The 1429-nt window shown below is 62.4% G+C and carries 1 protein-coding gene and 1 pseudogene; both read left to right on the top strand.

Going from position 1 to position 1429, the window contains the following annotated elements; all coding sequences use genetic code 11:
* On the top strand, positions 1 to 715 hold a 715-nt coding region (locus tag CYJ10_RS33605; RefSeq protein WP_146002173.1), incomplete at its 5' end, for a sigma-70 family RNA polymerase sigma factor.
* Between the two features lie 491 nt (positions 716 to 1206).
* Positions 1207 to 1429, top strand: a pseudogene (locus CYJ10_RS33595) (sterol desaturase family protein); the annotation flags it as partial.

Below are 1429 nucleotides of genomic sequence, written 5' to 3'. Positions count from 1 at the left end.
GGCGCAGTTCAAGACCCGACCGCTGACGCAGGCCGAAATCTCGCGCGCCTTCAACGTCCGGCTCAAGCGCAACTTCGACGCCGAAGGCATCCGCATGGCGGCCCCGTACGTGACCGTGCAGGTCGACTTCGAGTACCGGCGCGGCTGGAAATTCTCGACGTACGCCACCTGGTGGGTCCGTCAGGCCGTGACGCGGGCACTCGCCGACCAGGCGCGAACGATTCGGGTGCCGGTCCACATGATCGAATCCATCAACAAGCTCAATCGCATTTCGCGGGAGATCCTGCAGCAGACCGGGAAGGAACCCGAACCGGCGGTCCTCGCTGAGCGCATGGAGTTGTCTGAGGAGAAGGTACGCGGGATGCTCAAGATTGCGCGGCAGCCCATTTCGCTCGAGACTCCGGTGGGTGAAGAGGGCGACACGACGCTCGGTGACATGATTGAGGATGATGCGGTGAGCTCACCGGCTGACGCCGCCATCATGGCCGGGCTGCGCGCACAGATCGACGCGGCCCTCAATGAATTGTCGCCGCGCGAGGCCAAGGTCCTGCGGATGCGGTTTGGCCTCGACACGAGCATGGAGCACACGCTGGAAGAAGTCGGCAAGCAATTCGACGTGACCCGCGAGCGGATCCGTCAGATTGAAGCCAAGGCGATGCGCAAACTGAAGCATCCCAGCCGGGCTGACAAGCTGAAGGCGTTTCTCGATCGTTGAACAAGGGGCGGAGGCACGCCTCCGCCTTTTATGCTCAAGATTTGCGCCCATTTTGCTCCGGTTTCACGGCATTTCTTAGCGTTGCCTGGGCGGTCGGCCAGCCAATCAGCCTGGTCGCATGCTCCCGCGTGGAGAACCCCAGTTGGAAGTCCTCCAACTCCTCCGCTATCCCCCTCGAGAGACAGTCGCCCATCATGACGGCTGTCTCGCCGCGCACCATCCTCATTGCGAGAATCCGGTCGACAACCCAGTTCGGGGCGCTGTTGCCGTGGCCGCAAAAATACCCCTGATACGCCACACAGAGTGTTGGCACCCAATGCCGTCAATAGGACAAGCCATCGCCCGCAAACCCTTGCCAGGAAAGGTTTCCCGGGTCATGACATAGGGCGACATACTTGCCATATGGCGCCCTTTCCGATCGCCCCCTACAGTTGGCTCACCGACGCCGCGACTGCCAAGTCAAGCGTCACCGCCAAACCGAAGGGACGATCATGCAACTCCACAAACTCACTCTCCTGGTCACCGGCTTCGTCGTGACCGCGTCGATGGTCGAGGCCGCGTTTCTGGCACGCAAGGCCCGCCAGCAGGGCAAGGCCTACCCGTGGCATGAAATGGGGCTGTCGCTGGTCGACATGATCGGCCGCAAGCTGATGGCCTTCCTGCCGCTGTCGCTGGCCGCACCGATCTTCGCACTGGCCTGGCAGCACCGCATCT

Source organism: Cupriavidus pauculus (assembly GCF_002858765.1).
GTDB lineage: Bacteria > Pseudomonadota > Gammaproteobacteria > Burkholderiales > Burkholderiaceae > Cupriavidus > Cupriavidus pauculus_B.
Note: the sequence above shows the minus strand (reverse complement) of the source record. Positions and strands in the feature narration are given on the sequence as shown.